Genomic DNA, 25,782 nt, shown 5'->3' with positions numbered 1-25,782 from the left:
GATGAGCAGCGAGCAGGCCCCCGGCGCGGCGGCCGACGCGGCGGTGGCCCGGATCCTGGAGGCCACCGTCCGCCCGGTCGTCGGCGCCCCGCGCGGCGTGGTGGTGGACTCCCCGCCCGGCGCCGGCAAGTCGACCCTGGTGGTGCGTGCCGCCCGGGAGCTGGTCGGGGCCGGCGAACGGCTGATGATCGTGGCCCAGACCAACGGCCAGGTGGACGACCTGGTGGGCCGACTGGCCGAGAAGGCACCGGATCTGACGATCGGACGCCTGCACGCGGCCGACTCCCGCCCCGGGCCCGAGGTGCTGCGTCACGCCAATGTGACGCCCTCGGACAAGGTGGCCGACCTCGCCGAGCTCGACGTGGTGATCTCGACCGCGGCGAAGTGGCAGTGGGTGAGGGCCGAGGCGCCGTGGCGGCACGCGATCGTCGACGAGGCGTACCAGATGCGCTCGGACGCGCTGCTCGCGGTGGCCCGACTGTTCGAGCGGGCCCTGTTCGTCGGGGATCCGGGCCAGCTGGACCCGTTCACGGTGGTCGGCACCGAGCAGTGGTCGGGTCTGTCGTACGACCCGTCGAGCAGTGCTGTCGTGACGTTGCTGGCGCACAACCCGCAGATCGAGCCGCACCGGCTGCCGGTCTCCTGGCGGCTGCCGGCCAGTGCGGCACCGCTGATCTCCGGCGCGTTCTACCCGTACACGCCGTTCCGCTCCGGCACCGGGCCGCAGGAGCGCCGGCTCACCGCCGCGGTGCGGCCGGACGGCACGGCCCTGGACGCCGCGATCGACCGGGCGGCCGAGCACGGCTGGGCGCTGCTGGAGCTGCCTGCCCGCCACACCGTCCGGACCGATCCGCAGGCCGTGGCCGCGGTGGCCGCCACCGTCCGGCGGCTGCTGGAACGCGGGCTGACGGCGCACTCCGAGCAGGGATCCGCGCCGCTCACGCCGAGCCGGATCGCGGTCGGAACGGCGCACCGGGACCAGGCGGCGGCGGTCCGGGCAGCGCTGGTCAAGGCCGGGGTCCCGGTCGATCCGACCGCCGGGCCGGCCGTGACGGTGGACACCGCCAACCGGCTGCAGGGGCGCGAGTACGACGTCACGGTTGTGCTGCACCCGCTCTCCGGGCGGCCGGACGCGACCGCCTTCCACCTGGAGACCGGCCGGCTCTGCGTGCTCGCCTCCCGGCACCGGCATGCCTGCATCGTGGTGGCCCGGGCCGGGATCGCCGAGCTGCTGGACGAGCATCCGTCCACCGAGCCGGTGCAGTTGGGCGTCTCGGTCAAGTTCCCCGACGGCTGGGAGGCCAATCACCAGGTACTGCACCACCTCGCCGGGCACCGCGTCCGGCTGTGAGGCGGCCGGCGCGGCCACGCCTGCGGACCACTGCCGGGACATCCGGCCCGGGCGCGCGGCCGGAGCACAGGGCCAGAGCGCAGGGCCCAAGCAGGCGGCCCAAGCAGACGGCCCAAAGCGCAGGGCCGAAGCGCACGGCCCTGAGCACAGGGCCGAAACAGAGGCCGGTGGCCGGCGGCGGGCGGTACCGGACGGCGCTGGAGTCACTCCCCCGGCGCGCGGGGAGGGAATAGCGCTCGGACTCGCACCGTTCCGTTACCCGCCATCGTCGCGAGACAATGGACGACGGCCACGACCGGGCGGCGCCGTTCCCGGCGGCCGTCGTCCGCCCCCACCGAGCACCCGGAGGTGTCCGTCCATGCCCGACTCCCACGCCCAGGCTTCCGACCCGAGCGGTTCGACCGCGCCGGCCGGTCCGGGCGCAGGCGCCGGTGAAGCGCCCGCCCCCCGGCGACGCCCCGTGCAGCTGCTGTTCGAGCCGCAGGCCGCCGAGCCGGAGTCGGAGCGCTTCTTCGACCTGGAGTCGATCGACGACCCGGCGGAGCTGCTGCGCCGCTCCACCGAGCTGGCGCTGGCGTTCCGCGCGGCCGCCGACCGGGCCACCGACTTCCAGGCGGTCGCCGCCGCGCAGCTGGCGGACACCCGCCGCTTCGACAGGCTCTCGGACGCCGAGATCGCGGAGCGGGCGGACTGGACTCCGGACTACGCGGCCAAGATGATCGAGTACGGCCGCGGCCTTCTCCAGCCCCGCCGCCACGACGGCTGACGCCCACCCCGCCGCCACGACGGCTGACGCCCACCCCGCCGTCACAACGGCTGACGCCCACCCGGCCGCGATTCCCGGGCCGGCAACCTCACCAGTGGCATATGCGCCGGGGAAGGGTACGCCGCTCCCCGCCGCGCTGTCCGGCAAACCGCCCTTTCCCTCACGATCACCCTCCGGACGCTCCACGCTGCTCTCTGTGGACATCTGGACGTATCAGTCGGTGGAGTACGTCACCGTGGCCGGGGAGGCCTGGCTGGCCTCCGCCAGTGAGTACCCGCGCAGTATGCGCGCCCTCTGGGAGTCACGCCCGTGGTCGCCCTCGGTGCTGCCCTGCGGGCGCGCCTTCGACGTGATCAGCATGCCGTCGCTGTTCGGCCGCCGGGTGCTGGACGAGCTGTGGGCCTCCGGGCCGGGCTGCGGGCCGGTCGCCGCCTACCGCGGGCGGACGCTGCTCTTCGTCCAGCCCGGCACGGCGCCCCGCCTGCGCCGGCTGCTGGCCTGGGAGGAGTGGGCCCGGGACGTGCCGCCGCTGCTCTGCCACGGCCGCGGCGACGCGGTGACGGTCCCGCCGGTGCAGCGGATGGTGAACAGCCCGGACTCCCCCGGGCTGGGCGCCGGGCGGTGGATCGTCGCGCCGGAGAGCCGGGAGCCGTGGCTGCCGGGCGCCTCGGTGGTGCTCTGGGCCTGCGTCCGGGCGACCCGTGAGCCGGTCGGCCGGGCCGAGCCGGTGGCCCTGCCGATGGCCTGAGCGACCGGGTGCGCCGGGCCGCCCCGGGCCGCGGATATTCGATTTTGGCCGGGCCGCGCCCCGCTGCTAAAGTCTTCTCTGTCAGCAGGCGCCGCTAGCTCAGTTGGTTAGAGCAGCTGACTCTTAATCAGCGGGTCCGGGGTTCGAGTCCCTGGCGGCGCACAGACAGCCGGAAGGCCCCTCGCGAGAGCGAGGGGCCTTCCGGCGTTTCCGCGTGCTCGGACCGGACACCGGCGGCCGGCCGGGGAAGGCCCCGGCCGGCCGTCGTCCGCCTCAGCGGCCGCGCAGCGCGCGGTAGCGGGCGACCAGCTCCGCGGTGGAGCTGTCCAGCGCGTCGGTGCCCTCGCCGGTCAGCAGCACCGGCTCGATCCGCTTGGCGAGCACCTTGCCGAGCTCGACGCCCCACTGGTCGAAGGAGTCGATGTTCCAGATGGCGCCCTGGACGAACACCTTGTGCTCGTAGAGCGCGACCAGCTGGCCGAGCACCGACGGGGTCAGCCGGCCGGCCAGGATGGTGGTGGTCGGGTGGTTGCCCTTGAAGGTCTTGTGCGGGACCAGCTCGGCCGGCACGCCCTCCGCCGCCACCTCCTCCGGGGTCTTGCCGAAGGCCAGCGCCTGGGTCTGGGCGAAGAAGTTGGCGAGCAGCAGGTCGTGCTGCGCCACCAGGCCGGGCAGCAGGTCGGCGACCGGCTCGGCGAAGCCGATGAAGTCGGCCGGGATGACCTTCGTCCCCTGGTGCAGCAGCTGGTAGTAGGCATGCTGGCCGTTGGTGCCGGGGGTGCCCCAGACCACCGGGCCGGTCTGCCAGCCGACCGGGTTGCCGTCGCGGTCCACCGACTTGCCGTTGGACTCCATGTCCAGCTGCTGGAGGTAGGCGGTGAACTTCGACAGGTAGTGCGAGTAGGGCAGCACAGCGTGTGCCTGGGCGTCGAAGAAGGCGCCGTACCAGACCCCGAGCAGGCCGAGCAGCAGCGGGACGTTCTCCTCCGGGGGCGCGGTGCGGAAGTGCTCGTCGACCAGGTGGAATCCGTCCAGCATCTCGCGGAAGGCGTCCGGGCCGATGGCGATCATCAGCGAGAGGCCGATCGCCGAGTCGTAGGAGTAGCGGCCGCCCACCCAGTCCCAGAACTCGAACATGTTGGCGGTGTCGATGCCGAAGTCGGCTACGCCCTCGGCGTTGGTGGAGAGCGCGACGAAGTGCTTGGCCACCGCCTCGCTGCCGGCGCCGAGGCCGGTCAGCAGCCAGTCGCGGGCGGAGACCGCGTTGGTGATCGTCTCGATCGTGGTGAAGGTCTTGGAGGCGACGATGAACAGCGTCTCGGCCGGGTCCAGGTCTCGGACGGCCTCGTGCAGGTCGGCGCCGTCGACGTTGGAGACGAAGCGGACGTCGAGGTCGCGCTGCGTGTAGGAGCGGAGCACCTCGTAGGCCATGGCGGGGCCGAGGTCGGAGCCGCCGATGCCGATGTTGACGACCGCCCTGATCCGCTTGCCGGTGTGGCCGCGCCACTGCCCGCCGCGGACCTGCTCGGCGAAGGCCGCCATCTTGTCGAGCACGGCGTGCACGGCGGGCACCACGTTCTCGCCGTCGACCTCGATGACGGCGCCGCGCGGGGCGCGCAGTGCGGTGTGCAGGACGGCGCGGTGCTCGGTGGTGTTGATCTTCTCGCCGCGGAACATGGCGTCCCGCAGCGTGGCGACGCCGGTGGCCTCGGCGAGCTCGCGCAGCAGGGTCAGCGTCTCGTCCGTGACCAGCTGCTTGGCGTAGTCCACGTGCAGGTCGCCGACCTGGAGGGTGTAGCGGCGACCGCGCTCCGGGTCGGCGGCGAACAGCTCGCGCAGGTGCGTCTCGCCCAGCTCCGCGCGGTGCTTGCCGAGGGCGGCCCACTGCGGGGTGCGGTCCAGCGGGGTACGGGCGTCGGCACGGGTCTCCGACATCGGTGGCTCCTCGATTCATCTGGGTGCAGATACCGGCAGGGCCAGGCGGGAGGGTTTCGCGAGGTCGTGCGGGTACTGGTGGTGCGCCGACTCCGTTGACGGCCTGCCCGGGACCAGCCTATGCAACGCCGGGACCACCCGCGCACATTCCGTTCGCCGACGCTCCACCGGCGCCCGCCGAGGTCACCGCCCGGGCCGCCGGCCCGTGTCCCTGCCGCGCGCCCGGCCGACGCGGTCCCGCCACCGGGGCGCCGCCGACGCGACGCCGTCCCGACGCCGCGACGGAACCTCCGGACGCCGCGTCACTTCCGTTCGGAGCGCAGGTCGAGCCCGCGCAGCACCTGGTCGACCAGCTCGGGGTCGGCGCCGAGCTCGCTGCGGGCGGCCACCATCTCGCGCCGGGAGGCGGCGATCATCTCCTGCTCGACGGCGTACGCGGCGCGCCACTGGCTGAGCCGCTGCCTCGCCTCGGCGGCGTCCTCCTCGGCGTACTTCTCCGGGCAGAGCCGGGCCAGCCGGTCGTGCTGACGGTCCCGCAGCCGGTCGGCGACCTCGGCGGGCAGCCCGTCCTGCTCCTCGAGTTCGCCGAGCCGCGTGAGCCCGGCCTTGGCGGCCCGCCACCAGAGCTGGCGCACCGCCTGTTCGTGCCGGTCCTGGCCGATGTCCAGGTGCAGCCGCTTGGCCAGCCAGGGCAGGGTGAGGCCCTGCACCAGCAGGGTGAACAGGACGACGCTGAAGGCGATGAAGACCAGCCGGCCGCGTTCGGGGAAGGCCGCGCCGGAGTCGACGGTGAGCGGGACGGCCAGGGCCAGGGCGACGGTCGCCACCCCGCGCATCCCGGACCACCAGAGCACCACGCTCTCCTGCCAGCTGATCGGGATGTCCTCCTCGGCCCCGCCGCGCAGCTGCTTGGTGAGCCAGCCGGCGGGCAGCAGCCAGAGCAGCCGGACCACCACGACGACGGCGATCACCACGGCCGCGTCGCCGAGCATGCCGGTCCACCCGTTGCCGGCCTCCTTGAGGACGGTGGCCAGCTCCAGGCCGATCAGGCCGAAGGCGACGCCGGTGATCAGGATCTCGACGATCTCCCAGAAGGCGTTGCCGACCAGCCGGTAGGAGACGGCGTCGGCGTCGGCGGCCCGCTCGGCGAGGTAGAGCCCGCAGACCACGACGGCGAGCACCCCGGAGCCGTGGATCTCCTCGGCCAGGCTGTACGCGGCGAACGGCACCAGCAGGTTGAGCGCGACCTGCTGGGTCGGGTCCTCCAGGAGGGCGGCGAGCTTGGCGTTGGCCCAGCCGAGCGCGACGCCGATGACCACGGCGAGGACCGCCGAGAGCACGAAGCGGAGCACCGCGTGGCCGGCCGAGAAGTCCCCGCCGACGACCGCGTCGATGGCCAGCGAGTAGATGACGATCGCGGTGACGTCGTTGAACAGGCCCTCGCTCTCCAGGACCGCCACCAGCCGGCGTGGCAGGCCGACGCTGCCGGCCACCGCGACCGCGGCGACCGGGTCGGGCGGGGAGACCAGCGCGCCGACGGCGATGGCGGCCGCGACCGGGAGCGCAGGCAGCAGCCAGTGCACGGCGCCGGCCACCGCCGCCGTGGTGACCACGACGAGGGCGACGGCGAGCAGCAGGATGGAGCGGATGTTGGCCCGGAAGTAGCGGACCGAGGAGCGCCGGGCGACGGCGAAGATCAGCGGTGGCAGGACGAGCGGGAGGATCAGCTCGGGGTCGAGGGAGATGTCCGGGATCTGCGGCACGATCGCCATGACGATGCCGAGCAGGGTCATCAGCACGGGTTGGGGCACGCCGGTCCTGCGCGCGAGCGGCATGGTCACCACGGAGGCGAGCAGCACCAGGAAGAGCAGGGGCAGCTGGCCCACGGGGGGTTCCTCTCGGCGACGGACGAGCGGGGCGGCCCGGACCACGCGGCGCGGGCCGCCGTTCAGGATAAATCTGACAATGCACCCAACTGCCGCAACACGCCGGACAGGCTTGACCTCAAGCGCACTTGAAGTCTGATCATCGGAGGAGCGCGCATCCGAGGACCGACCATGCGTCCGAGGACCGACTGTGCGTCCGAGGACTGACAGAGAGGCAGGCTCCGCATGAAGGCAGTCACCGTTCCCCGGTTCGGCGGTCCCGAAGTGCTGCGGGTGGCCGAGGTGCCCACCCCCAGCGCCGGGCCGGGCGAGGTACGGGTCCGGGTGTACGCGGCCGGGGTGCAGCCCGTCGACCTCGCCGTCCGGGAGGGCTGGTCGCCCCCGGGGACGCGGACCGAGCCGCCGGTGGTGCCGGGCAACGAGTTCGCCGGGGTGGTCGACCAGCTCGGTGCGGGCAGCTACGGCTGGGAGGTCGGCGACGAGGTGCTGGGCTTCCGGTTGCTGCGGAGCCACGCCGAGTTCGTCACCGTGGACACCTCCCAGCTGGTCGCCAAGCCGGCCGCGATGCCCTGGGAGCAGGCGGGTTCGCTCTCCGCCTCCGGGCAGACCGCGCACGTCGGGCTCACCGAGCTGAAGGTCGGCCCGGGCGAGACGGTGCTGGTGCACGGCGCCTCCGGCGGGGTCGGGACGGTGGCCGTCCAGCTGGCCCGTGCCTGGGGCGCCACCGTGATCGGCACGGCGAGCGAGCGCAACCACGACTACCTGCGCGAGCTGGGCGCGATCCCGGTCGGCTACGGCGAGGGACTGGTCGAGCGGGTGCGGGCGGTGGCGCCGCAGGGTGTGGACGCCGCCTTCGACGCGGCCGGGCGCGGCGCGCTGGAGGCCTCCGTCGAGCTGGTCGCCGACAGGGACCGGATCGGCACCATCGTCGACCACGCCACCGCCGAGCGGCTCGGGCTCCGCTCGCTGCGGGCGCAGCGGACGGCCGCCCGGCTGGCCGAGCTGGTCGAGCTCTGGGAGGCGGGCGGGCTGCGGCTGGAGATCGCCGACGCCTTCCCCCTGGGGCGGGCCGCCGACGCGCACCGGCTGGTCGGCACCGGGCACGTCCGGGGGAAGGTCGTCCTCACCCCGTGAGGGCCCGGCGGGCGGTCGGGCGGGCCGGCCCGATTGGAAGTTTCGGCCGCTGACCAGGTAATGTTCTCCACGTCAGCAGGCGCCGCTAGCTCAGTTGGTTAGAGCAGCTGACTCTTAATCAGCGGGTCCGGGGTTCGAGTCCCTGGCGGCGCACAGACAGCCGGAAGGCCCCTTGCGAGAGCGAGGGGCCTTCCGGCGTTCCGGCGTCCACCCGCCCGGCCGTCCAACCGGCCCGACGGCCGACCGCCTGTCCACCCGGTCGGCCCCGGCCGCCCGCTCAGTGCGAGATGGCGGCGATCAGCCCGGACGCCCCCTGCCGCTTGAGCGCCAGGGCCGTCGCGGTGCCGAGGTCCTCGGGGGTGAGCGAGCCGGCCCACTCGTGGGCGTCCAGCACCTGCTTGCCGTCCGGGGAGAAGACCCGCCCGCGCAGCGAGAGGCGGCCGTCCGGCTCGGCCTTGGCGTAGCCGGCGATCGGCGAGTTGCAGTGGCCCTGGAGGACGTGCAGGAACATCCGCTCGGCGCTCGCCTCGCGCCAGGTCAGGTGGTCGCCGAGGCCGGTCACCGCCTCGATGGTCGCGGTGTCCTCCTCGCGGCACTGCAGGGCGAGGATGCCGGCGCCGATCGGGGGGCACATCGACTCCGGCGGAAGGATCTCGCTGATCCGGGCCTCCTCGCCGATCCGCTCCAGCCCGGAGACCGCGAGCAGCAGCGCGTCGGCCTCGCCGGCCGCCAGCTTGGCGAGTCGGCTGTTGGCGTTACCGCGCATCGGCACGCAGACCAGGTGCGGGTGGGAGGCGGCGAGCTGGGCCCGGCGCCGGACCGAGGAGGTGCCGATCCGCGCCCCGGGCGGCAGCTCGTCGAGGGTGCGGCCGCCGGGGTGGACGACGGCGTCGCGGATGTCGTCGCGGCGCAGGTAGGCAGCGAAGACGGTGCCGGCCGGCAGCGGACGGTCGGCCGGCACGTCCTTGAGGCAGTGCACGGCGAGGTCCGCCTCGCCGGCGAGCAGGGCCTCGTCCACCTCCTTGGTGAAGGCACCCTTGCCGCCGAGCCGCGCGAGGTCCCCCATCCAGCGGTCCCCGGAGGTGGTCACCGGGACCACCTCCGTCCGCACCTGCGGGTGCAGGGCGGCGAGCTCGGCCCGGACCCGCTCGACCTGGGCGAGCGCCATCGGCGAGGAACGGGAGACGATACGGATCAACTCTGCGGTGGGCATGCGCCGATGATAGGCCGTCACTTCCGCGTCGGGCGCCGCGACTCAGGGCCGCCTGGCCGGGAACCCGTGGACGCGGGAGCCGGCCGCCACGACCAGCACCGGCACGAGCAGGGCGAACGCGCTCCACGGGAGGGAGCCGGCGCCGTAGCGGTCCAGCAGGATCCCGCCGACCACGCCGCCGGCGGCCATCGCGGCGTTCCAGAGTGTGACCAGCATCGCCTGCGCCGCGTCCGCCTGCTCGCCGCCGGCGTTGCCCGCCGCGGTCTGCAGGAGGGTCGGGGCGCCGCCCCAGCCGAGGCCCCAGAGAGCTGCGGCCGCGTACACCATGGCCGGGCTGTCCGACAGGACGGCCAGCACCCCGGCCGCCAGGGCGACCAGCAGGGCGGCGGCGATGGTCAGCGCGCGCAGCCTCCGGTGGATCTGCGCCCCGGTGATCCAGATGCTCAGCAGGGACGCGCCGCCGAAGACCAGCAGGACGAGGTCGGTCGAGCCGCCCATGCCGAGCCGGTCCAGGAACGGCGCGACGTACGCGTACAGGACGGTGTGGGCCAGCACGAAGACCAGGGTGACGAAGAGGACCGGCACCACGCCGGGGACGGCCAGCGCCCGCAGCACTGGCGCACGGCTCGCCGCCCGCTGCCCGGGGTGGTCGGCGACGGTGGCGGCGATCCAGCCGATCACGGTCACGGCGAGGGCCGTCATCAGCAGGAAGGCCACCCACCAGCCGAGCGCCCGCCCCAGGAAGGTCCCGGCGGGTACGCCCAGGGAGAGGGCGACCGGGATGCCCGTCATCACGATCGCGATCGCCCGGCCCTGGAGGTGCTCGGGCGCCAGCCGCCGTGCGTACCCGGCGAGCAGCGCCCAGGCCAGGCCGGCCGCCACGCCGGCGACGAACCGGGCGGCCATGGTCAGCGGGTAGGTGCCGGAGAGGGCGGTGACGGTGTTGGCGGCGGCGAACCCGGCCATCGCGGTGAGCAGCAGCCGCTTGCGCCGCCAGCCGGCGGTGGCCGAGGTGAGCGGGATGGCGGTGAGGGCCGTCCCGATCGCGTAGACGGTGACCGACTGGCCCATGGCGGACTCGCTGACGCCCAGGTCGGCGCTCATCGCGGGCAGGACGCCGGCCGGCAGGGTCTCGGTGAGGGCGGTGACGAAGACGGCGGTGGCCAGCGCCAGCAGGGCGGGCACGGGAAGTTTCCGCTGTTCCACGGCTGTTGGACGTTCGATGGTCGACATGACGGCTATGCTCGAACCCTCACACTGATGTGAAGGTCAAGCCCGGTCACGAGGTGGATTCGGATGCGCATCGGAGAACTGTCGGAGCGGACCAACACGTCCCGGAGACTGCTGCGCTACTACGAGGAACAGGGCCTCATCCTCGCCGAGCGCTGCGCCAACGGCTACCGCTCCTACGACGGTTCCTCCGTCGACCGGGTGCTGCAGATCAGGGGCCTGCTCGACGCCGGGCTGCCGACCAGGATCATCAAGCAGATCCTGCCCTGCCTGAACAAGCCCCGGGTCATCCACTTCCCGGACGCCACCCCGGAGATGATCGCCACCCTGGAGGGCGAGCTCACGGGCATGACCCGGCGGATCGAGTTCCTGACCCGCAACCGGGACGCCATCGCCGAGTACCTGGAGGTGGTCCGGGTCGGGCCGTGAGGGCCCCGGGCACCGGTCGGCGGGCCTCCGCGGGTGCCCGGTCGGCGGACACCGGCGGATGCCGGACGGCGGGGAGGGCCGTCCGGCGTCCGCCGGAGGCCGGTCAGCGGCGGAAGTAGCCGTCGAAGTTCTTCGAGAACTCCCGTCCGCCGAACTGGTCCCAGTTGATGGACCAGGTCATCAGGCCCCGCAGGTTCGGCTGGGCGCCGGCCCTGGGGACGTAGGTGCCGCAGTCGGAGAGCCTGGTGAGGCAGTCGAGGGCCCTGTTCACCCCGGCGGGGGCGACGTAGCCGTTGCCCGCGTCGGTGGTGGCCGGCATGCCGATGGCGAGCTTGTTCGCCGGCAGCGCCGGGAACACGTTGGCGGTATTGCCCGCCACCGGGAAGCCCTTGAGCAGCATGTCGGTCATCGCGACGTGGAAGTCGGCGCCGCCCATCGAGTGGTACTGGCCGTCCAGGCCCATGATGGAGCCCGAGTTGTAGTCCTGGACGTGCAGCAGGGTGAGGTCGTCGCGCAGGGCGTGGATCACCGGCAGGTAGGCGCCGGCACGCGGGTCCTGGCCGCCCCAGGGGCCGGAGCCGTAGTACTGGTAGCCGAGCTGGACGAAGAAGGTCTCCGGCGCCAGCACTCGGTCGTGCCAGTGGGGGTTCGGCCCGACCGCGCACCCTTGTTGGACTAGACCACTGAAGTGGATCCGCCGGTGCGGTGTCAATGGTCCAGACCGGTACGGCCTTGCCCCGGGGTCGCCCCGGCGCGGTGTCCGGTTGCCGGGCGTGACACCCCGTCGAACCATGGAGAGGTGACGTCACCCGGCTATCTCCGCTACCCCCACCTGCGCGGGCGCCTGCTGGCGTTCACCGCCGAGGACGACGTCTGGGTGGCGCCGCTCGACCCGGACGGCACCGTCGGCCGCGCCTGGCGGGTCAGCTGCGACCGCACCCGGGTCAGCCATCCCCGCCTCTCCCCCGACGGCCGCACCCTCGGCTGGACCGGCTGGCAGGCCCTGACCCCCGAGGTCTGGACCGCCCCCGTGGCCGGCGGCGAGGCCGTCCGGATCAGCCACTGGGGCAGCCAGGACACCCGGCTGCGCGGCTGGCTGCCCGATGGCGAACTGCTCGCCGTCACCTCCTACCACGAGCCGTTCGGCCACTACACCTGGGCACACGCCCTGCCGCCGGACGGCTCGCCCGGGCGCCGGATGCCCTGGGGGCCGGTCGGCGACGCCCAGATGAGCCGGGCGCACACCGTCCTGCTCACCGGCACCGCTCCGCACGAACCCGCCGCCTGGAAGCGCTACCGGGGAGGCGCCGTCGGGCGGCTCTGGGTGGACGGCACACAGGTCCTGGAGGGCCACCGGGGGCACCTCGCCTCCCCGATGCCGGTCACCGCCGCCGAGGGCGACCGGGTCGCCTTCCTCTCCGACCACGAGGGCATCGGCAACGTCTACTCCTGCCGCCCCGACGGCACCGACCTGCGCAGGCACACCGACCACGCCTCCTACTACGCCCGCGAGGCCGCCACCGACGGGACCCGGATCGTCTACCAGCACGCCGGCGACCTCTGGCTGCTGGAGAGCCTGGACGCGCCCGCCCCGCACCGGCTGCGCGTCCCGCTCGGCGGCGCCCGGGCCGGCCGGCGGCCGTACCAGGTGAACGCCGCCTCGCACGTCAAGGACCTCGCCTGCGACCAGACCGGCCGCGCCGGGGTGATCACCGTGCGCGGCAGCCAGTACTGGCTCACCCACCGCGACGGCCCGGCCCGGGCGCTCGCCGACACCCCGGGCGTGCGCACCCGGCTGCCGGTGGTGCTCGGGCAGACCGGCGAGGCCGGCTGGATCACCGACGCCGAGGGCGAGGACGCGGTCGAGATCGTTCCGCTGCCCGGGCACGAGCACGCCCCCGGCCGCCACGGACACCGGCTGCTCGCCGCCGCCCGGCTCGGCCGCGTCCTGGAGCTGACCGCCGCCCCCGACGGCGCCCACCTGGCCGCCGCCGCCTCCGACGGACGGCTGCTGCTGGTCGCCACCGCCGACGGGGCCGTCCGCGAACTGGCCTCTTCCGACCACGGCCCGGTCTCCGGTGCCCGCTTCTCCCCCGACTCCCGCTGGATCGCCTGGTCCCAGCCGGTGGCCGGCCGCTCACTGCGCCGGATCCGGCTCACCCGCACCGACGCGCCCTCGGCGATCACCGAGGTCACCGACGGCCGGTTCGAGGACGAGCAGCCCGTCTTCACCCGGGACGGCCGTTACCTGGCCTTCCTCTCCTGGCGCGGCTTCGACCCCGTCCACGACGTGCACACCGGCGACCTCTCCTTCCCGCTCGGCTGCCGCCCCTACCTCGTCCCGCTCGCCGCCGACACCCCGTCCCCGTTCGCCGCGCCCGCCGAGGACGGCGCCCCGCGCGGCGACGGCGGCGGCGACGGCACCGTCTACGTCGACCCGGAGGGCATCGGCGAGCGGCTGCTCCCGTTCCCCGTGATCGCCTCCAAGTACTCGGCCACCGACGCCGCCCGCAGCGGGCTGCTCTGGCTGCGCTGGCCCATCTCCGGCACCCTCGGGCAGACCTTCACCAACCCGGACGACACCTCCGGCCGCCCCTCCCTGGAGTACTTCGACCTGGCCCGGGGCACCCGCTCCACGCTGGCCGACAAGCTGGACGGCTACGCCGTCTCCGGCGACGGCGGCTCGGTCGCGGTCTACTCGGCCGGCACCCTGCGGATCGTCCCGGTCACCGCCCCCTCCGCCGGCACCACCGTGGACCTGCGCCGGATCACCCACACCGTGCACCCGGCCGCCGAGTGGCGCCAGGCGTACGGCGAGGCGGCCCGGATCGTCCGGGACCAGTTCTGGGACGCCGGGATGTGCGGGCTGGACTGGCCCGCGCTGGTCGCCCAGTACCGGCCCCTGCTGGACCGGGTGGCCGGCCCGGACGACTTCGCCGACCTGCTGCGCGAGCTCCTCGGCGAGCTCGGCACGTCGCACGCGTACGTCACCCCTGCCCGGCGTGGCGAGGGGCCCTCGCTCGCGCAGCAGCCGCTCGGGCTGCTCGGCGCCAACGCCCACCGCGCGGCCGACGGGCGCTGGCTGGTCGACCGCGTCCTGCCCGGCGAGTCCTCCGACCCGCGGGCCCGGGCCCCGCTCGCCGTCCACGGCGTCCGCGACGGCGACGAGCTGCTCGCGGTGGCCGGGCGCCCGCTGGACCCGGTCCGCGGCCCGGGTCCGCTGCTGGCCGGCACCGGCGGCACCACGGTCGAGCTCACCCTGCGCAGCGGGCCCGACGGCCCGGTCCGCCGGATCACCGTCTCCCCGCTGACCGACGAGCGGCCGATCCGCTACCAGGACTGGGTGGCCAAACGCCGCGGCCTGGTCCGGGAGTTCAGCGACGGCCGGTGCGGCTACCTGCACATCCCGGACCTCGGCGGCTCCGGCTGGGCGCAGTTCAACCGGGACCTCCGCCGGGAGCTGGACAAACCCGCGCTGGTGCTCGACGTCCGCGGCAACGCCGGCGGCAACGTCTCCGAACTGGTGCTGGAGAAGCTCACCCGGCGGGTGCTGGCCTGGGACTTCAGCCGCGGACGGCAGCCGGTGCGCTGGCCCCGGGACGCACCTCGCGGGCCGGTGGTCGCCCTCGCCGACGAGGCGACCAGCTCGGACGGGGACGTCATCATCACCGCGATCAAGCTGCTCGGGCTGGGGCCGGTGGTGGGCAACCGGACCTGGGGCGGGGTGGTCGGCATGACCGGGCGGCACACGCTCGGCGACGGGACGCAGATCTCGGTGCCGAAGAACGCCTCCTGGTTCACCGGCGGGCTCGGCTGGTCGGTGGAGAACCACGGGGCGGAGCCGGACGTGCACGTGCTGCGCACCCCGCAGGACTGGGCCCGGGGGCGGCACGTCGAGCTGGTCACGGCGGTGCGGCTCGCGCTGGACCTGCTGGAGGACGCGCCGGCCGCCGCCCCGCCACCGGACGACACCCCGCGCCCGGACCTGCGGCGGCCGCCGCTGCCACCGCGGACGTGACGAGGGGCGCGCCCTCGGTGGGCGCGCCCCTCGTGCGTCAGCACGCGGCCGGTTCAGGGTCCGGGGGTTCGGGGGCCGGCCTTCAGTCCCAGGGGTCGCCCTCGGCCGTCATGTCCTCCCGGGCCCGTTCCTCGGCCTCCCGGTCGCTGAGGCCGGCGGCCTCCTGTGCCTCGCGGGCCTTCTCGATCTCGGGGCCGAACGCGTCGGCGGCCTCGTCGTGGGCGAGGGCGGCCCGCTGGGCGGCGTCCGTCATCGCGGTGGTGTCCTGTTCGTGGCTCCCGCCGAGGGAGGACCTGGCCTCCCCGGCGTCGTCGTGCGCCCTGTGGCGGAACCTGTCGAAGATGCCCATGACTCCTCCTCCGGACGGATACCGGGCTGTCCCCACTCTCACACCGGGACGGAAGGAACGCATCCCCAGGCCACGGGCCCCGGGGTGGCGCCCCGGAGCCCGTGGCGGAGGGCTCAGCCGCTGATGCTGGCCGCGCCGGTCTCCAGGTGGCCGGTGAACCGCTGGGACCATGTGGTGTCGGCGTCCACCGTGACGGTGAAGTCGTACCAGCCGTTGTTGTACGCGACCGCGTTGAAGTAGTCGCTGACGCTGCCGCCGGCCGGCACCTGGTACGTCCAGGGGCCGTCGGTGCGGTAGTTGTTCGAGGCGATGGTGAAGGTCAGCGGGGTGGCGCCGGAGTTGGCGAGCCTGAACCAGACCGCCGGCTTGCCGGTGCCCGGCTCGACCGCGTACGAGGCGGTGACGGCCGCGTTCTTGCCCGCCTTGGTGGCGTCGCCCTTGAAACGGCGCAGGAAGCGGTTGGGGCCGACCACGGAGAGGTCGTACGGGCCGTTGCCGAAGTTGGTGCCGCAGTTGAAGAAGTCGCTCTGGTTGCCGCCCGGGTCGACGGTGTACTGCCAGGGTCCGCCGCTGCGGTAGGCGTTGGCGTAGGCCGCGAAGTGGACCGCCTTCTGCGCGGCCGTGCCCTCGTTGGCCATCGTCAGCCAGACCTTCATCACCCCGCCGGAGCCGAACTCCAGGTGGTCGAGGTTGGCGTTCGGCTGGTACGGCAGCGCGCGGGCCTGGCGGGTGCCGGACTCCTGGACGGGCAGCTTGTTGTCGACCGGGGCCGGGTTGGGCAGCGGGCCGCAGGTCGACATGCCGATCACCGCGTCGGTGTTGGGCAGCGCCGGCAGGCCGTGGACCGGGTTGGCGAAGTCGAAGAGGCCGGTGAGGTCGCCGCAGACCTTCCGGCGCCAGTCGCTGATGTTCGGGCAGGTGGCCGGCTTGCCGATGGCGGCCGTCCACTTCTCCAGGAAGCGCAGCACCGAGGTGTGGTCGAAGACCTCGGAGTTGACCCAGCCGCCGCGGGTCCACGGCGAGATGGCGATCATCGGGACGCGGAAGCCGAGGCCGATGTTGGTGCCGTTGTAGAACTCGCCCGGAGTGCCGGCCGGGGCGGCGGGCGGCGGGACGTGGTCGAAGAAGCCGTCGTTCTCGTCGTAGTTGAGGAAGAGGACGGTGGAGTTGAACACGTCCGGGTCGGCGGCGAGCGCGTCGATCACGTTGTGGACGAAGTGGGCGCCGTCGGCCGGGGTGGAGTACGGGTGCTCGGAGGAGCCCTGGTCGGGGACGATCCAGGAGACCTGCGGGAGGGTGCCGTTCAGCACGTCGGCCCTGATCGCGGCGACGATGTCGTCCGGCGTCTTCCCGGTCTTCTTGGGGACGGAGCCCATGCCCTTGACGGCGAGCGGGCTGCCGGCCGGGGCGGAGCTGAACTGGGTGAAGTAGGCGAGCGCGTTGTCGCCGTAGTTGTCGGCCGCGTTCTGGTAGACCCTCCAGCTCACGCCGGCGTTCTCCAGCGCCTCGGCGTAGGTCTGCCAGCGCAGGCCCTTCTCGTCGCCGCCGTCGTACGCCGGTCCGCCCGCGGCGCCGGCCGGGTCTATCTGGCCGGACCAGTGGTAGGTGCGATTGGGGCCGGTGGCGCTGAGGATGGAACAGAAGTAGGCGTCGCAGATGGTCCAGTTCTCGGCGAGCGCGTAGTGGAACGGGATGTCCTGGCGGGTGAGGTAGCCGAGGGTGCGGACGTTGCCCTTGGCGGCGACCCAGGAGTCCATCTTGCCGCCGTTCCACGCCCAGTGCTGATCGGACCAGCCGTGCGCGAGGTCGCCGTTGCACTGCGCCAGGCGCTCGGGGTCGGCGCCGCCGGCCGGTTTGGTGGCGCTGAACTGCCACGGGTACTGCCGGGAGAACAGGCCGTTGGGCTGGTTGAAGACGCTGTAGCCGCCCGCGATCTGGATCGCGCTGCGGTCGGCGAAGCCGCGTACGCCGCGCAGCATCCCGAAGTAGTGGTCGAAGCTGCGGTTCTCCTGCATCAGGATGACGATGTGCTGCGCGTCCGCGATGGTGCCGGTCTGCGACAGCGCCGCCGACGGCGCGGCGGCGGGAGCACCCGGCGCCGCACCCGCACCGGTGGTCCCGGCCACGGCCAGACCGGCCGCGGCCGCCCCGGACAGTGCGACGAACTTCCTACGACTCAGCTCGGCCATCAGCCCAGCCCGTCCCTTCACTGGCGATGTTGTGCAGACAAGTCGGGACCCCCGATCGCGCAGCATCCTCCACCCCGGCCGAACCTCCCCACCAGAGGGCCTCGTCAGGGTTGGCGGACTGTTCGCCCCGCCGTCACCGAGCGACGTACGGCTGAACGCCCGGGCTCAGTCCTTCACGGTGATGCCCAGAGCGTGGGCGAACTGCGGTGCCAGTTCGAGGAGTTGGGTGGAGCTGATGACGGCCCCCTTCAGCCCCTGGTGACCGTCGGGCAGGCCGAGGCGGACGGCGCCCCGCAGGTCGACCCTGCTGAGCCCGGCACCGCGCAGGCGGACCTCCTCCAGGGTGCAGCCGGGGAAGGAGACGTCGGTCAGCTTGGCCTCGCCGAAGTCCACGTCGCGCAGCAGGCAGTCCTCGAAGACGACGTCGCGCAGCACGGCGGCCCGCAGGTTGACCGCCTCCAGCTTGCAGCCGCGGAAGACCGTGCGGCGCAGCGCCGAGCCGTGCACGGCGACACCGGCCAGCACACCGCCGGTGATCGCACTGTCCTGCCACTCGGACTCGCTGAGATCACAGCCCACCCAGCGGCCGGCCTGCGCCCAGACCTCGTTGAAGCGGGCTTGGCGGAGCCTGACCCCGCTCAGTGCGACGCCGGTGAACGCGCACTCCAGGAAGGTCGCGCCGCCGGCCGACTGGTCCGTGTACTCGCCACCGTCGAAGTGCACGGTGTCGTAGCGCTCGTCGCTGCGCAGCACCCCGGTGTGCGGGGTCAGCAGGTGGGCGTAGGGCAGGTCGGCCAGGCGGTCGGGGACGGAGAGCGGCATGACGGGTGGCACCTCGCGATCGGTGGACGGGTCTCGCCCGCATGCTCGCACGCGGCACCGACAGGGCCCGGCCGCCCGGGCGGGCGGCCGGGCCGTTCCGGCTCCGGAGCGGTCGGTCAGCCGCGGGCCCAGAGGGAGTTGACCCGGCTGCGCTCGGCCGAGTTCGGGTACGGGTTGGTGCAGGAGGTGCCCGGGCCGCCACCGGACATCAGCTCGCTGCACGGGCCGGAGTAGTGGTCCGGCAGGCCGAGCACGTGCCCGGTCTCGTGGGCGGTGACCCGGGTGGAGTTGTACTGCCGGTTCTGCTGGTAGTCCAGGAAGATGTAGCCGCGGCCGTGCCCGTCGGTGCTGGCGTAGGAGCCGCGCGAGTCGTTGCCCTCGTAGTAGCGGAAGTCGGCGTTGGTGCCGGCCTGCAGCCGGACGTTGCCGACCGAGCCGTTCCAGATCTGGGCGCTCTGGGCTATCTGGTTGCGGAAGGTCGGCGCGCTGCCGGCGTCGTAGGTGACCACGACGGCCTTGAGGTACGGCGTGGCCGCCTGCTTGGCGAGCGCCGACTTCATCACGGCCTCGTAGAACGCCTGGTTGTCCGCGTCCTCGGCGGCCGAACCCGCGTAGCCGGCGGCGGCGGTGTAGCCCTGGACGGACGCGGCGGCCGGCGCGGGCGCGGCAACGGCCGCGGTGGGCAGGGCGGCCAGACCGGCCGCGAGCACCAGGCCGACGGCGGCGGAGAGCGTGCGGGACATGCGGTTCACGTGGGGGCTCCTGTTCGCGGGTGCCGCGGCCGCTCTGGGGGTGGGCCGCGGTGAACGGGTGAACGGTGGAACGGTGGTGGGACAGGCCCGGACGGTCCTCGGGTGTCGGGACCCGGCCTCGGGTGTTACGGACGGTCAGGCCTCGGGTGTTCCGGACGGTCCGGCCTCGGGTGTTCCGGACGGTCCTCAGGGCGTTCCGGACGGTCGGGGCGGCCGGGAACTGTCCCGAACGGGGCGGTGGTCAGCGCGCGGTGGCGGCCAGCCCGTTCTGCCAGAGGGAGTTGACCCGGCGCCGCTCGGCCGAGTTCGGGTACGGGTTGGTGCAGGAGGGGCCGGGGCCGCCGCCGGACATCAGCTCGCTGCACGGGCCGGAGTAGTGGTCCGGCAGGCCGAGCACGTGCCCGGTCTCGTGGGCGGTGACCCGGGTGGAGTCGTACTCCTTGTTCTGGGTGTAGTCGAGGAAGATGTAGCCGGAGCCGTGGCCGTCGGTGCTGGCGTACGAGCCGTTGCTCGGGTCGTCGCCCTCGTAGTAGGAGAAGTCGGCGTTGGAACCGGCCTGCAGCCGGACGTTGCCGACCGAGCCGTTCCAGATCTGGGCGGACCGGGCTATCTCGGACGCGAAGGACGGCGCGTTGCTGGGGTCGTAGGTGACCACAACGGCCTTGAGGAACGGCGTGGCGGCCTGCTTGGCGCGTGCCGACTTCATCACGGCCTCGAAGAAGGCCTGGTTGTCGGCCTTTCCGGCGCTCTTCTGCCCCGACGCGGGGGCCGTGTAGTGCTGCGCGGCGGCGGTGCCGGTGACCGGTGCGGCCGTCGCGGCGGTGGGCAGGGCGGCGAGGCCGGCGGCCAGGGCGAGGCCGAGGGCAGCGGAAAGGGTCCGCGGGATGCGGTTCATGTGGGGGGCTCCGATTATGCGAATGCCGCGGCCGGTGGGGGCCTGCCGCGGGGCACCGGATGATTTCCTGCCCCAGAGCTTCGGTCAGGGCGGCGGCCCGGCGGATGATGTCAACCGGCGATAGCGCGGGCCAATCTCCCCCGGGAGGCGGGGGTCGAGGCCGTCCGGGGCACGGGGCAGCTTCCTGTCATGTCCCTGGCGTCACACCCATTCGCCCGTTATGCTCCCGATGTGGAGCTCGACGTGAGACACCTCCGGGTGCTGTGCGCGATCGCCGACACCGGCAGCCTCCGCAAGGCTGCGCTGCACCTCGGCATGACCCAGCCCTCCCTCACCACCCAGCTGCACCGCATCGAACGGACCGTCGGCGGTGCGCTGTTCACCCGCGAGCAGACCGGCAGCCGGCCCACCGCGCTCGGCCACTCGGTACTGTCCCGGGCCCGGCCGGTGATCGCCGAGATGGCCGCCCTGGTCGCCGCCGCCCGGCAGGAGGCCCGGGAGGCCGCCGGCAGCGAACGCGCCCGACGGCTGCGGATCGGCAGCGTCGGCAGCCGGGCGGTGGCGGCCTGGCTGCGCCGGGTGCACGAGCGGCTGCCGGAGACGGACACCACCATCCACATCGACATCTCGGCCAACGCCCTGCTGCGGATGGTCGCCGCCGACCAGCTGGACGTCGCCTTCGTGCACGAGAGCGAGGGCTTCCCGCTGCGGGTGCCGCCGGACGCCGAGCACCGCGTCCTGATGGCCCGGGAGCCGCAGTTCGTCGCACTCGCCGCGGGCCACCCGGCCGCCGCCCGTCCGGTGGTGCACCTGGCCGACCTCGCCGAGGACACCTGGATGGTCGACCCGACCGCCGACCACGAGTACGCGGCGATGCGCCGGGTGTTCACCGAGGCCGGGCTCAACCCCCGGGTGGTGCAGGTGCGCGACAACACGACCGCCGCCGAGCTGGTCGCCTCCGGCGAGGCCGTCCGCCCCTGCCAGCCGACCTCCGCCGCCGGACCGGGCACGGTCGTCCGGCCGGTGCACGGCGACCCACTGGCCGTCCGGTTACTGCTCGCCTGGCGGCCGCGCGCGCTCAGCCCGCCCGCACTGGACGCGCTGTACGGGGAGCTGCGCGCGGCCTACCTGGATCTCGCACAGGTCAACCCGGCCTACCGGGCCTGGCTCTCCCGGCAGGACCAGGCGCTGCACCACCTGCTCGGCCACTCCCCCGAGGGGGACCCTCGCGACGGGCAGCCGCCGGGGTCCCGCCCCTCGCTCGGCCGGGAGGGTCACGCGGGCACCCCGGCCCGGGAGGGTCACGCGGCCCGGTCCGGCGAGGCCGCGCGGGCGTGCAGCGTCACGCCCAGCGCCACCACGGCCGCGCTCACCAGACCCGCCGCCAGGACACCGGAGTCGCCGGCCGCCGTGCACGCCAGCACCGCCACCGAGGCGGCCGGCAGCAGCGCCTGCTCCGCCCCGGTCTTGACGTGCCGGGCGTGCAGCAGCCAGACGGTGAACAGGTAGAGCGCGGTCGGCACGGTCACCGTCGCGGTGGCCGCCGCCTGGGAGATGTGGGCCTTGTGCACGGCCGACTCCACCGCCACCTCCAGCCCGGCGCCGATCGCCGCCGCCGAGCCGAACACCAGGTAGTGGCCGTACCCCCAGAGGAACGCCTGCCGGTTGGAGCGCAGGTGGTCGTGGACCGGCCGGGCGAAGTAGATCCACCAGGCCGAGAAACAGATCAGCAGGCCGCCGGCGGCGACCGGAAGCAGCCGGCCCAGCCCCTCGTGCTCGTCCACCGCCGACTGCACGGCGACGGTCGCCGCCGCCACCGTCTCGCCGAGCACGATCAGCGTGAACAGGCCGTACCGCTCGGCGATGTGGTGCGGGTGCCAGGGGGTCTGGGTGCGCAGCTCGGCGATCACCGGCACGGACAGCTCGGCCAGGATGCCCAGCGGGATGACGTACGACCGGACGCTGTGCGGCAGCAGCAGCACCACCACCCAGGCGATCTGGCAGACCGTGATCCCGGCCGCGTACCGCAACGCGACCGTGCGCGCCTGCCCCTCCTCGCTGGCGGCGGCGCGCAGCCACTGGGTGACCATGGCGAGGCGCATCACCACGTAGCCGACCACCGAGAGCACCAGGTCCTGGTCGGCGAACATCCTCGGCACACCGGCCGCCAGGATCAGGACGCCGGCGATCTGCACCAGCGTGGTGATCCGGTACAGGACGTCGTCGCAGTCGTACGCGGAGGCGAACCAGGTGAAGTTCATCCAGGCCCACCAGATCGCGAAGAACGCGAAGACGTAGCCGGTCAGGCCGTCACCGTAGTGGCCGTCGGCCAGGTCGTGGGCGAGCTCCCGGCCCGCCTGGCCGACCGCGACCACGAAGCAGAGGTCGAAGAAGAGCTCCAGCGGGGTGGCGACCCGGTGCGGCTCGTCCCGGCTGCGCGGGACCATCCGGCGCAGCGGGTGCCGGTCGACGGGGTGCGGGCGGTGGGCTGCGGCGGATTCGCTGGCCATGGGCGGGGTCTCCGGGCTCCGGGACGGGCGGGCTGCGCCGTCCCGCCGCATCCTGGCAGCGGCCCGGTGCGGGCGCACGCACCGGCGCGGCCGCCGTACGGCGGGGCCCGCGCCGGCAGCCCGCGCCGGAGGCCTGCGGGGCCGCCACCGGCGTGCCGCCCGGGCCGTGGCGGAGCCCGCCCAGGAGCCGCCCGCATGCCCGGTTTCGTCCGATTTGCCGTGCCGTCAGCGAGAGTTGACGCCCGGGTGCGCGAACCGGGTGACAGCTCGACGGGTTTCCGGCGCGCCCGCCGCGTACGGCACGGCGGCCCGGATCACCCCGCTAGATTCTTCCCCGGTTGGAAGCGGGCGGGTCCGGAGGGGACCCCACGACACGGGTGGCCTGCGGGCATCGCGGAAGGTCAAGGCCGGTGGCAGGAGAGCGGGGGGCGGCAGAGCCGTCCTCCCCGTGTCCGCACCACCGGCCTCGTGATCACCGCGCTGCTCGCCAGCGCCTGCCGTGCCGCCCCCGCCACCCCGGGGCCCGCCGAAGCGGACGCGGTGGCTACTTCTCCCAGCCCACCTTGGCGTAGTCGGCGCCGGCCAGGCCGAACGCACCGTAGTTGGCCAGCCCCTTGCGGACCGCCACCACGGTCGGCCGCTGGTACAGCTCGACGGTGTGGCCGAGCTCCCAGATCCTGGCGTCCGCCTGGTTGTAGAGCTTGGCGGCCTCCACCGGGTCGACCGTGCCGGCCGCCTTCTTGAGCAGCGCGTCGATCTCGGGCGTACCGAGCTTGGAGTAGTTGCCGAAGACGTTGTCGCCCTGCGGCAGCCGGAAGTTGAGCAGGCTGCTGGAGAGCGGGAACGAGTCGGTGTTGCGCCAGCTCGCGATGTCGAACTTGCCCGTGTTCACGTACTTGGTGAAGAAGTCGTTGGACGGGACCTTGTCGAGTTCGACCTTCACGCCCGCCGCCAGCCACATCGCCTGGGCGGCGGTGGCGAGGTCGAGCTGGGCCTGCGGGGTCGCGTCGTTGATGACGAAGTGCAGGGTCAGCGGCTGGCCGTCCTTGGTGCGCGGCTGGCCGCTGCCGGCCTCCTTCCAACCCGCCTCGTCCAGCGCCTTCTTGGCGGCGGCCAGGTCGAACTTGGCCCACTCGCCGGAGTTGTCCTGGTAGCCGGTCTGGTTGGGCATGAAGATGTGGTTGCCGAGCGGCTTGAACTCCACCGGCACGCCGTTGTTGGCGATCTTGATCAGCGCGGAGCGGTCCAGCGCCTTGCCGAGCGCCTGGCGCACCTTCTGGTCCGCCAGCGCACCGCCGCCGCCGAACGAGAGGTGCACCTCGTCCCACGGACTGGCGGATCGGATCACGGTGTCCTTGGCGTCCTTGAGCTGCCCGTACGCCGTCGCGGTGCCCGCCGTGGCGAGGTCGATCTCGTTGTTGAGGAACGCCTGCGTGGTCGCCGACTGCGACATCACCCGGAAGGTGATCTTGTCGGTCTTGACCTTCGCCCCCCACCAGGCCTGGTCCGGGACGAGCGTGATGGTCTGCGCCGTCTTGTCCATCGTGCCGATCTTCAGCGCCCCGGCCGTGATCGGGATCTTGTCGATCCAGCCCTTGTTGAAGTCGTCCGCGGTGCCGATCCCGGCCGCCGGGACCAGCGGGCGGAACAGGTTCTGCCAGTCCGCGTACGGCTCCGAGAAGGTCACCTTGACCTCGCTCGCGTCGGCGCCCTGCTCGACGCCGGAGATCAGCTCGTAGCCGGCGGAGTCGGCGATGTTGTAGCCGTCCTTCTTGCCGTTGCTGGCCTCCCAGTCCGCCTTGAAGTCCAGGTAGCCGAGCGGCTTGCCGTCCGACCACGTGGCCTTCGGGTTGAGCTTGTAGGTGATCACCTGCGGGGAGGTCGAGGTGACCTTGGCCTCCAGCAGGTAGTCGGTGACCGGCTTGAACGTGCCGGACTCGTCGGTGGTGAAGAGGTTCGGCTCCAGCGCTCTCATGATCTCCACGCCGTCGCCGTAGCGGCCGTCCACCTGGAACGGGTTCCACTGGGTGATCCACTGGTACAGCGGGAGCCGGACCTCGCCGCCGTCCCGCAGCTGGTCCGGCGACTTGGCGTTGATGTCGATCGAACCCTGCTTGGGGGGCTCACTCTTGGCCACGCCGTCGGCCGACCCTCCGCCGCCCGAGGTGCACGCGGTGGCCGCGAGCGCCACGGCGAGAGCGAGCGCGGCGGCCCGGCCGAAGCCGCGGGCGGATGTGCTGGAAGCGTCCATGAGGGGTCCCCCCGTGAAATGACTGGTTGTGAGAGTCGGGCGTCGCAAGGTGTGGCGAGGCTTGAGCGTGGGCAGCCAAGTCGGTGCCGGGCGGACCGAACGTAACAGCGGATCAGGACGAGTACCAGGGGGAGGAGTTCACCTCTGATCCAAACGAAACAGGCCGCAACACTGCCGCAATACCGCGGCCGTGCACCGGTGCCACACTCGTGACCTGCACCTTTCCCTCACGGCTCGAACAGGGCCACCGACCGAAGGCCACCCACCGATGCCCACCAGACGCGTCGGCCCCGCCCCCACCCCGGGCGGCCGCTGATGCTCCGCTACCTGGCGAAGCGGCTCAGTTACTACGCGATACTGCTGATCGCCGCCGTGTTCCTGGCGTACGCGCTCTCCGCCGCCGCCCTCCAGCCGCGCACCTACTTCGAGGCCAAGGTGCCGCGGCCGTCCACCGCCTCGGTCGAGCGGCAGCTCACCGACCTCAACCTGAACGACCACACACCGGTCGTCGAACGGTTCGGCCACTGGGCGGGCGGCCTGCTGCTCCACGGCGACCTCGGCCGCACCATCCACGACACCCCCGTGATGGACGACTTCCGCCGCCGGATCTGGGTCTCCCTGCGACTGCTGCTGATCGGCAGCCTGCTCGGCATGGCCCTGGGCGTCGCCGCCGGAGCCTGGAGCGCGGTGCGCCAGTACCGGATATCGGACCGGCTGCTCACCGCCTTCTCCTTCCTCCTGCTCTCCACCCCGGTCTTCCTGGTGGCGCTCTTCCTCAAGAACGGCGCCATCGCCGCCAAGGACGTCGCGGGCCACGAGGTCGTCCCGTTCACCGGCTACGAGACCCCCGGCCTGACCGGCGGCCTCGGCACCCACCTCGGCGACTGGGCGCTGCACCTGCTGCTGCCCACCCTCTCGCTGGCGCTCGGCGGCCTCGCCACCTACAGCCGCTACCAGCGCGGCACCATGCTCGACGTGCTCGGCTCCGACTACCTGCGCACCGCCGAGGCCAAGGGCCTCACCCGCAACCGCGCCCTGCTCAAACACGGGCTGCGAACGGCGGTGATCCCCATGTCGACGATGTTCGCCTACAGCTTCCTCGGCATCTTCACCGGCGCCGCCTTCACCGAGACCATCTTCGGCTGGCACGGCATGGGCGAGTGGTTCATCCAGTCCATCAACGAACAGGACGTCAACGCGGTCGTCGCCGTCAACCTGTTCGCCGCCGTCGTGGTGCTCGCCTCCGGCTTCCTCGCCGACACCCTGCACGCCGCCCTCGACCCGCGTGTGCGGTCATGACCGGA

The 25,782-nt window shown here is 73.3% G+C and carries 18 protein-coding genes, 2 tRNA genes and 2 pseudogenes; 10 read left to right on the top strand and 12 right to left on the bottom strand.

Going from position 1 to position 25,782, the window contains the following annotated elements; translation table 11 throughout:
- The first annotated feature begins 1 nt into the window (after position 1).
- From OG286_RS25735 to OG286_RS25720, 4 genes are all read left to right on the top strand, one after another.
- Positions 2–1,351, top strand: coding sequence for an AAA domain-containing protein (locus tag OG286_RS25735; protein WP_396322632.1), 1,350 nt, complete (start codon positions 2–4; stop codon positions 1,349–1,351).
- 358 nt (positions 1,352–1,709) lie between these two features.
- Positions 1,710–2,117, top strand: a complete 408-nt coding sequence (locus OG286_RS25730) for a hypothetical protein (protein WP_396322633.1) — start codon at positions 1,710–1,712, stop codon at positions 2,115–2,117.
- Between the two features lie 196 nt (positions 2,118–2,313).
- Complete coding sequence (locus tag OG286_RS25725) at positions 2,314–2,865, top strand: bifunctional DNA primase/polymerase (RefSeq protein ID WP_396322634.1); 552 nt, start codon at positions 2,314–2,316, stop codon at positions 2,863–2,865.
- 88 nt (positions 2,866–2,953) lie between these two features.
- Positions 2,954–3,027: transfer RNA gene (locus OG286_RS25720), tRNA-Lys, on the top strand.
- A 111-nt stretch (positions 3,028–3,138) separates the two neighbouring features.
- Here OG286_RS25720 and pgi read toward each other — a convergent pair.
- Positions 3,139–4,800, bottom strand: coding sequence for a glucose-6-phosphate isomerase (gene pgi, locus OG286_RS25715; RefSeq protein WP_396322635.1), 1,662 nt, complete (start codon positions 4,798–4,800; stop codon positions 3,139–3,141).
- A 302-nt stretch (positions 4,801–5,102) separates the two neighbouring features.
- Complete coding sequence (locus tag OG286_RS25710) at positions 5,103–6,686, bottom strand: Na+/H+ antiporter (protein ID WP_405365804.1); 1,584 nt, start codon at positions 6,684–6,686, stop codon at positions 5,103–5,105.
- A 225-nt stretch (positions 6,687–6,911) separates the two neighbouring features.
- Between OG286_RS25710 and OG286_RS25705 the strand changes: the two genes are divergently transcribed.
- Together OG286_RS25705 and OG286_RS25700 are read left to right on the top strand one after the other, a co-directional pair.
- Positions 6,912–7,820 carry an NADP-dependent oxidoreductase gene (locus OG286_RS25705; protein ID WP_405365803.1) on the top strand — a complete coding sequence of 303 codons (909 nt, stop codon included), beginning with the start codon at positions 6,912–6,914 and terminating at the stop codon, positions 7,818–7,820.
- A gap of 79 nt (positions 7,821–7,899) precedes the next feature.
- Positions 7,900–7,973, top strand: a tRNA-Lys gene (locus tag OG286_RS25700).
- A 124-nt stretch (positions 7,974–8,097) separates the two neighbouring features.
- Here the strand turns inward: OG286_RS25700 and hemC are convergent.
- Both hemC and OG286_RS25690 read right to left on the bottom strand, forming a co-directional pair.
- On the bottom strand, positions 8,098–9,033 hold the full coding sequence (gene hemC / locus OG286_RS25695) for a hydroxymethylbilane synthase (RefSeq protein WP_396322638.1): 936 nt from the start codon (positions 9,031–9,033) through the stop codon (positions 8,098–8,100).
- A 42-nt stretch (positions 9,034–9,075) separates the two neighbouring features.
- Positions 9,076–10,266 (bottom strand): MFS transporter, encoded by a 1,191-nt coding sequence (locus OG286_RS25690; protein ID WP_396322639.1) that lies wholly within the window; start codon positions 10,264–10,266, stop codon positions 9,076–9,078.
- Between the two features lie 63 nt (positions 10,267–10,329).
- Here OG286_RS25690 and OG286_RS25685 point away from each other — a divergent pair, with 63 nt between their 5' ends.
- The gene (locus OG286_RS25685) at positions 10,330–10,692 is read left to right on the top strand and encodes a MerR family transcriptional regulator (protein ID WP_396322640.1); all 363 of its coding nucleotides are present in this window, start codon (positions 10,330–10,332) and stop codon (positions 10,690–10,692) included.
- Between the two features lie 103 nt (positions 10,693–10,795).
- Here the strand turns inward: OG286_RS25685 and OG286_RS25680 are convergent.
- Positions 10,796–11,317, bottom strand: a pseudogene (locus OG286_RS25680) (chitinase); the annotation flags it as partial.
- A 174-nt stretch (positions 11,318–11,491) separates the two neighbouring features.
- Here OG286_RS25680 and OG286_RS25675 point away from each other — a divergent pair.
- Positions 11,492–14,710, top strand: a complete 3,219-nt coding sequence (locus OG286_RS25675; protein WP_396322641.1) for a S41 family peptidase — start codon at positions 11,492–11,494, stop codon at positions 14,708–14,710.
- A gap of 82 nt (positions 14,711–14,792) precedes the next feature.
- On the opposite strand, the gene OG286_RS25670 is transcribed toward OG286_RS25675, so the two are convergent.
- From OG286_RS25670 to snpA (OG286_RS25650), 5 genes are all read right to left on the bottom strand, one after another.
- The gene (locus tag OG286_RS25670) at positions 14,793–15,059 is read right to left on the bottom strand and encodes a hypothetical protein (protein ID WP_396322642.1); all 267 of its coding nucleotides are present in this window, start codon (positions 15,057–15,059) and stop codon (positions 14,793–14,795) included.
- Between the two features lie 113 nt (positions 15,060–15,172).
- A complete protein-coding gene (locus OG286_RS25665) occupies positions 15,173–17,248 on the bottom strand; it encodes a phosphocholine-specific phospholipase C (RefSeq protein WP_396322643.1) in 2,076 nt (691 codons plus the stop codon).
- A gap of 165 nt (positions 17,249–17,413) precedes the next feature.
- Positions 17,414–18,070 carry a pentapeptide repeat-containing protein gene (locus OG286_RS25660; RefSeq protein ID WP_396322644.1) on the bottom strand — a complete coding sequence of 219 codons (657 nt, stop codon included), beginning with the start codon at positions 18,068–18,070 and terminating at the stop codon, positions 17,414–17,416.
- A gap of 116 nt (positions 18,071–18,186) precedes the next feature.
- Positions 18,187–18,813 (bottom strand): snapalysin, encoded by a 627-nt coding sequence (gene snpA / locus OG286_RS25655; RefSeq protein WP_396322787.1) that lies wholly within the window; start codon positions 18,811–18,813, stop codon positions 18,187–18,189.
- Between the two features lie 250 nt (positions 18,814–19,063).
- Positions 19,064–19,717, bottom strand: coding sequence for a snapalysin (snpA, locus tag OG286_RS25650; protein WP_396322645.1), 654 nt, complete (start codon positions 19,715–19,717; stop codon positions 19,064–19,066).
- Between the two features lie 189 nt (positions 19,718–19,906).
- On the opposite strand from snpA (OG286_RS25650), the pseudogene OG286_RS25645 reads away from it, so the two are divergent.
- Positions 19,907–20,782 (top strand): annotated as a pseudogene (locus tag OG286_RS25645) (LysR family transcriptional regulator); the annotation flags it as partial.
- 236 nt (positions 20,783–21,018) lie between these two features.
- On the opposite strand, the gene OG286_RS25640 reads toward OG286_RS25645, so the two are convergent.
- The gene (locus OG286_RS25640; protein ID WP_396322646.1) at positions 21,019–22,227 is read right to left on the bottom strand and encodes a low temperature requirement protein A; all 1,209 of its coding nucleotides are present in this window, start codon (positions 22,225–22,227) and stop codon (positions 21,019–21,021) included.
- Between the two features lie 544 nt (positions 22,228–22,771).
- On the bottom strand, positions 22,772–24,478 hold the full coding sequence (locus OG286_RS25635; RefSeq protein WP_396322647.1) for an ABC transporter family substrate-binding protein: 1,707 nt from the start codon (positions 24,476–24,478) through the stop codon (positions 22,772–22,774).
- A 315-nt stretch (positions 24,479–24,793) separates the two neighbouring features.
- On the opposite strand from OG286_RS25635, the gene OG286_RS25630 reads away from it, so the two are divergent.
- A complete protein-coding gene (locus OG286_RS25630) occupies positions 24,794–25,777 on the top strand; it encodes an ABC transporter permease (RefSeq protein WP_396322649.1) in 984 nt (327 codons plus the stop codon).
- The last annotated feature ends 5 nt before the right edge of the window (positions 25,778–25,782 follow it).

Origin of the sequence: Kitasatospora sp. NBC_00039 (assembly GCF_045160625.1) — a bacterium.
Lineage (GTDB): Bacteria > Actinomycetota > Actinomycetes > Streptomycetales > Streptomycetaceae > Kitasatospora.
Note: the sequence above shows the minus strand (reverse complement) of the source record. Positions and strands in the feature narration are given on the sequence as shown.

Bases quoted from the DNA above. Each gene is read 5' to 3' on its own strand.
- OG286_RS25640 (WP_396322646.1), bottom strand. From the start codon at position 22,227: ATGGCCAGCGAATCCGCCGCAGCCCACCGCCCGCACCCCGTCGACCGG.
- snpA (WP_396322645.1), bottom strand. From the start codon at position 19,717: ATGAACCGCATCCCGCGGACCCTTTCCGCTGCCCTCGGCCTCGCCCTG.
- pgi (WP_396322635.1), bottom strand. From the start codon at position 4,800: ATGTCGGAGACCCGTGCCGACGCCCGTACCCCGCTGGACCGCACCCCG.
- hemC (WP_396322638.1), bottom strand. From the start codon at position 9,033: ATGCCCACCGCAGAGTTGATCCGTATCGTCTCCCGTTCCTCGCCGATG.
- OG286_RS25660 (WP_396322644.1), bottom strand. From the start codon at position 18,070: ATGCCGCTCTCCGTCCCCGACCGCCTGGCCGACCTGCCCTACGCCCAC.
- OG286_RS25690 (WP_396322639.1), bottom strand. From the start codon at position 10,266: ATGTCGACCATCGAACGTCCAACAGCCGTGGAACAGCGGAAACTTCCC.
- OG286_RS25730 (WP_396322633.1), top strand. From the start codon at position 1,710: ATGCCCGACTCCCACGCCCAGGCTTCCGACCCGAGCGGTTCGACCGCG.
- OG286_RS25665 (WP_396322643.1), bottom strand. From the start codon at position 17,248: ATGGCCGAGCTGAGTCGTAGGAAGTTCGTCGCACTGTCCGGGGCGGCC.
- OG286_RS25685 (WP_396322640.1), top strand. From the start codon at position 10,330: ATGCGCATCGGAGAACTGTCGGAGCGGACCAACACGTCCCGGAGACTG.
- snpA (WP_396322787.1), bottom strand. From the start codon at position 18,813: ATGTCCCGCACGCTCTCCGCCGCCGTCGGCCTGGTGCTCGCGGCCGGT.
- OG286_RS25670 (WP_396322642.1), bottom strand. From the start codon at position 15,059: ATGGGCATCTTCGACAGGTTCCGCCACAGGGCGCACGACGACGCCGGG.
- OG286_RS25630 (WP_396322649.1), top strand. From the start codon at position 24,794: ATGCTCCGCTACCTGGCGAAGCGGCTCAGTTACTACGCGATACTGCTG.
- OG286_RS25635 (WP_396322647.1), bottom strand. From the start codon at position 24,478: ATGGACGCTTCCAGCACATCCGCCCGCGGCTTCGGCCGGGCCGCCGCG.
- OG286_RS25735 (WP_396322632.1), top strand. From the start codon at position 2: ATGAGCAGCGAGCAGGCCCCCGGCGCGGCGGCCGACGCGGCGGTGGCC.
- OG286_RS25705 (WP_405365803.1), top strand. From the start codon at position 6,912: ATGAAGGCAGTCACCGTTCCCCGGTTCGGCGGTCCCGAAGTGCTGCGG.